The 4652-nt window shown below is 51.0% G+C and carries 5 protein-coding genes; 1 reads left to right on the top strand and 4 read right to left on the bottom strand.

What is annotated here, in order from left to right; all coding sequences use genetic code 11:
• From WBV75_RS06540 to WBV75_RS06530, 3 genes are all read right to left on the bottom strand, one after another.
• On the bottom strand, positions 1 to 828 hold an 828-nt coding region (locus tag WBV75_RS06540), incomplete at its 3' end, for a peptidylprolyl isomerase (protein ID WP_424119836.1).
• Between the two features lie 64 nt (positions 829 to 892).
• The gene (locus tag WBV75_RS06535; RefSeq protein ID WP_424119837.1) at positions 893 to 2272 is read right to left on the bottom strand and encodes a M20/M25/M40 family metallo-hydrolase; all 1380 of its coding nucleotides are present in this window, start codon (positions 2270 to 2272) and stop codon (positions 893 to 895) included.
• Positions 2273 to 2351: 79 nt separating this feature from the next.
• Complete coding sequence (locus WBV75_RS06530; protein ID WP_424119835.1) at positions 2352 to 3233, bottom strand: PPK2 family polyphosphate kinase; 882 nt, start codon at positions 3231 to 3233, stop codon at positions 2352 to 2354.
• A gap of 204 nt (positions 3234 to 3437) precedes the next feature.
• On the opposite strand from WBV75_RS06530, the gene WBV75_RS06525 reads away from it, so the two are divergent.
• Positions 3438 to 4130, top strand: a complete 693-nt coding sequence (locus WBV75_RS06525) for a hypothetical protein (protein ID WP_424119834.1) — start codon at positions 3438 to 3440, stop codon at positions 4128 to 4130.
• Between the two features lie 4 nt (positions 4131 to 4134).
• Here WBV75_RS06525 and WBV75_RS06520 read toward each other — a convergent pair.
• A partial coding sequence (locus WBV75_RS06520) for a sigma 54-interacting transcriptional regulator (protein WP_424119833.1) occupies positions 4135 to 4652 on the bottom strand: 518 nt, incomplete at its 5' end.

Here is a 4652-nt window from a genome sequence, read left to right as displayed (position 1 = left end):
GCGGGCCTTATCGCCCACACCGAGTAAACTAATGCCTTCATCCCATCCGGGAATCACCTGACCCGTCCCCAGCGCAAACTCAATGGGTTCGTTCCGTTCAAAGGAACTGTCGAACACCGTCCCATCCAAAAGGGCCCCCTTGTAGTGCACGGCTACACGCTGGCCTTTGGTAGGTTTCTCACCGTTGCCCGACTCCATGATTTTATACCTCAATCCTGAGGATGTTTTTTCAAAGCCTTTGGAAAGGGAGGCCAGGGTAGCCTCAAGGGCTTTGCGCTCCGCAGCCTCGCGTTCCGCTTTTCCTGAACGAAAAGCCTCAAAGGCCTTTGCGGCATCCCAGGACTCAGCCGCTTCCCCGACTCGCAGGATCTCGACGGATTCAATCTTATCACCCTGGGCAATCGCATTGACCACATCCTGCCCCTCGATTACATGGCCAAAAACAGTATGCTTCTGATCCAACCAGGGGGTGGGGATATGTGTGATGAAGAACTGGCTGCCATTGGTGCCGGGTCCGGCATTGGCCATGGACAGCACCCCCGGGGCATCGTGCTTGAGTTCAGGGTGAAACTCATCGTCGAATTTATAGCCCGGGTCTCCCGTACCTGTTCCTTGCGGACATCCGCCCTGAATCATAAAATCCGGGATTACCCTGTGGAAGGTCAGGCCGTCGTAGTACCGCTCCCCTTCCTTTTTGGCCTCGTTGGCCAGGTTGCCCTCAGCCAGTGCTACAAAATTCCCTACCGTGCCAGGGGTTTTGTCGTGAGTCAGTTTTAAGAGGATTTTCCCTTTATTCGTGGTAAAATTTGCGTAGATGCCGTTTTCCATGTTCCTTGTTTTGGCCGCAAAGGTAGGGAAAACCTAAGGATCATATGGGCAGAGACAAACCGAATTATTGCTGCCCCTGCAACCCTTTCGGGGAGGCAAATCCATAACGGTCCACCAAATAAACCAGACCCGTCATGGCAGCGGCCCCGAGCTCCAGTTCGCGTTTATTGACCGCATCAAAGGTGTCAGTCTCAGCGTGGTGGTGCTCAAAATAGCGTTGGGAATCCGGGCGCAATCCCGAAAGTACCAACCCCTGGTCCTTCAGGGGTCCGATATCAGCTCCGCTCCCACCCCGCGTAAACTGATGGACCAAATAGGGTTCAAAAAGCCCTTTCCAGCCCAGGATGCGGTTGTAGTCCTCCAGACTGCAATCGAATGAAAATCCCCTCGGGGTAAAGCCACCCGCATCACTTTCCAAAGCGAACAAGTGTTTTTCATTTTTCGTTTTTGCCTCTTCAGCGTATTTCTGACCGCCCCGAAGACCATTCTCCTCATTCATAAACAATACTACGCGAATGGTGCGCCTGGGTCGATAACCCACCTTTTTCAAAAGGTGGAGCACCTCCATACTCTGCACACAGCCCGCTCCGTCATCATGCGAACCATCACCTAAATCCCATGAATCCAAATGTCCCCCGACCACGATGACTTCCTCCGGAAATTCACTTCCCCGAATCTCACCAATCACATTATAGGACTGTACATCAGGTAATTGCCGGCAGTTTTGTCGGAGGAAAAATTGAATCTTCGGGTTCAGTTTTAAAGTAGTACTCAATAAATCTGCCCCTTTGGTACTGATAGCCGCCGCGGGAATGCGCTCAGATAGGGTGAGGTCCCCATAGCTCATGGACCCTGTATGGGGGTGGTCGTCCAGACTTAGGTTCATCGAACGTACTACTACCCCGACGGCACCGTATTTTGCCGCTTCTGCTGCCCCGGAATACCGCTGGTCCACACAACCGGAATACGCCTGAAAAGTATTGATCAGGGTCGGATCCATAGGACGATTATAAAATACGATTTTACCTTCGATCTGGCCCCTGCCCAGTTTGGGGAGGTCTTCAACTCCGTTTACCTCAATCACGGAAGCCTTTATACCTCCTGCAGGAGTAGCTATTGACCCCCCTAAAGCGCAGACGGGGACGTTGTTGGTCACCCCCGGTTCGCTTTCAATGTAGGCGAATTCCGGGGTTCCCCTTACCCATTTTGGCACCATTACGGGTTGGAGCCAGACGCGATCCAGGCCCAGGGCTTCCATCTCCTTTTTGGTATAGGTGACGGCCTGTTCCGCCTGTACAGAACCCGACAGCCTCCCGCCGATTTGGTTGGACAGGTAATTCAGCCAGTCATAGGACTTACCCTCGGTCAGGGCCGAGGTGTAGAGCTCCCTAAACATCCGGGTATCTTCTTGCTGGGCGTTTCCATAGAACCCTCCCCCTATCATCCATACCGCACACAGAAACCCTGTAATGCAATATCTATCCTGGGTAAACCCTTTTATAATTTCTATAATTCTCATCTGATCAGCCCTGCTTTTTCAATTCCTTCCGATACTCTTCAATATGCTTCTTTATTTCCGGATCGAGCTCAGGCTCGCGTATATCGTCATACTGTTCCAATAATTGCAGTAAAATACTCGCAACGATCAACCGAGCCCCTTCCTTGCAATCCGAGGGAATGACAAACCAGGGCGCATGGTCTTTTGTGGTGCGGCGGATCGCATCCTGATAACATCTCTGGTAGTCTGCCCAGTATACCCGTTCATCCAGGTCCCCGGGTGAAAATTTCCAATTCTTCCTGGGAAGCCTCAGGCGGCGGAGCAGCCGCTGCCGCTGCTCTTCCTTGGAAATATGCAGAAAGAACTTGTATACGAGGGTTCCTGTTTCAGCGAGGGTTCTCTCAAAATCATTAATCTGGCGAAACCGTTGGTCCCAGAAAGCCTCATCTATATCTCCCAATTTAAGGACGTCAGGGAGGTTCTCCCCAAGGATATATTCCGGGTGTACCCGGGTAATAAGGACATTCTCATAATGGGTCCTGTTGAAAACACCGAACTTACCACGGGCGGGAAGTGCGATATAATGACGCCACAGATGGTCGTGTTTGCGTTCCAAATCGGTCGGCACCTTAAAACTATGCACCACTACGCCCCGGGCATTAAAGTCCTTAAAGACCTCCCGGATGAGGGAGTCCTTCCCTGCCGTATCCATACCCTGCAGGCAAACCAGGACGGCGTATTTTCCATGGGCGTACATTTTATCCTGAAAATCCCCCAGTTTGCGCCTGACTTTCAGCAGGCGTTTTTCTAATTTCTTATCGCTGAGTCCAAAATCTTCGTAAGTGGAACGGCCCGTTAGATCGCAATCCGCATCGGCCTGATAATCTGAAGCTTCAATTTTTTTCATGGTTGAAAGATAAAACAAATTGGGGGTACTCTGCAATTGCCCCCGTAAATCAAACCCTTTATCGAACAGTTAAAACCCCCTGACGTCATAGGCCGTTAAGGAAGGGCCTTAAGTCGAATAAATTCAAAAGGCTCGCAGGGGTGCGGTATTTTTATCCCACCCAAATCGTACCCCCGCCCTTGCGGTCGGAGTAAAACTTATGTTATGAAACTACTGCGCTACATTCTATGTATAGGTGCCTGGTTTATGCTAATATCGGCCACACCGGAGAAAGCATGCATCAACACTGAGGCCCTGATCGGATTTATCAGTGAGGAGACCACCATCGCCCTGGAAGAAGCGGACATTCAGGTTATCCGCTACCATGCCTTTAAAGCCGTGAATGCCATAGAGCGCTCGCGTACTCAGCTCGAGGATTGCGGGTGCGATTATGCGCGTAAAAATCTGTTGGAAAGCCTCGAAAATCTGAAATTGGCGACACAGGTTTCCACCCTGGAGGGCACCCGGATTCCCCTGTCCAGAGCCATGGATTATATCCTGGCCGGACGCGACGCCCTCGGCGCGCATGAAAAATCACATACGCGGCCCCTCTGGCAACGTTTGGTTGGAGTTGATACCGAAGATACAGAACACACCCAGGCCAAGCGGCTCCTGAAAGCCGATAAAGCCATTGAAGCGAAAATCGAAGAATCTCTAGTCACATACCAAAATTCTCTGAATGAAGTCGTTGAAGGTGTTCCCTGTGAAGAAGCCCTGGTGTTTGTAAAAAGGGTATACGCACACTGCGAAAAGCAGCTGGATCGGAAAGACCAGACCCCGGCCAAACGCTTTTACAACCTGAGGACCAAGGAAATCACTCAAAAAGCCCTGGATCAACTCAGCAGCTGCATCAGATAAGGGGTTATTTATTGGCGAAAAGTGTTACATCCGCTGCGCTGACCTCCTGCTCTCCCAGAATAATCAAACGCTCAACCACATTGCGCAATTCACGGATGTTGCCCGTCCAGTCGTATTCCTGAAGCAAGCGAACAGCGTCTTTACTGAAAGATTTGACTCCCGTCCCCTGTTCCTGGCTAATTTTTGCTGAAAAGTGATTGATAAGCAGGGGGATGTCTTCCCTTCTTTCGTTCAGATCCGGTACCCGGATGAGAATCACGGCAAGCCGGTGGTATAAATCTTCCCGGAAGCGCCCTTCTTCGATTTCTTTTTGCAAATCCTTGTTGGTTGCGGCCACCACACGTACATCTACTTTGATGTCTTTGTCCGAGCCCACCCTGGAAATCTTGTTCTCCTGCAGGGCCCTTAAGACTTTGGCCTGGGCCGAGAGACTCATATCCCCTATTTCATCCAGGAAGAGTGTGCCTTTATTGGCCGCTTCAAATTTTCCAGCCCGGTCCTTTACAGCAGAAGTAAAAGCCC

This window comes from Robiginitalea sp. (assembly GCF_049588695.1).
Classification (GTDB): domain Bacteria; phylum Bacteroidota; class Bacteroidia; order Flavobacteriales; family Flavobacteriaceae; genus Robiginitalea.
Note: the sequence above shows the minus strand (reverse complement) of the source record. Positions and strands in the feature narration are given on the sequence as shown.

Bases quoted from the DNA above. Each gene is read 5' to 3' on its own strand.
- WBV75_RS06530 (WP_424119835.1), bottom strand. From the start codon at position 3,233: ATGAAAAAAATTGAAGCTTCAGATTATCAGGCCGATGCGGATTGCGAT.
- WBV75_RS06525 (WP_424119834.1), top strand. From the start codon at position 3,438: ATGAAACTACTGCGCTACATTCTATGTATAGGTGCCTGGTTTATGCTA.
- WBV75_RS06535 (WP_424119837.1), bottom strand. From the start codon at position 2,272: ATGATAGGGGGAGGGTTCTATGGAAACGCCCAGCAAGAAGATACCCGG.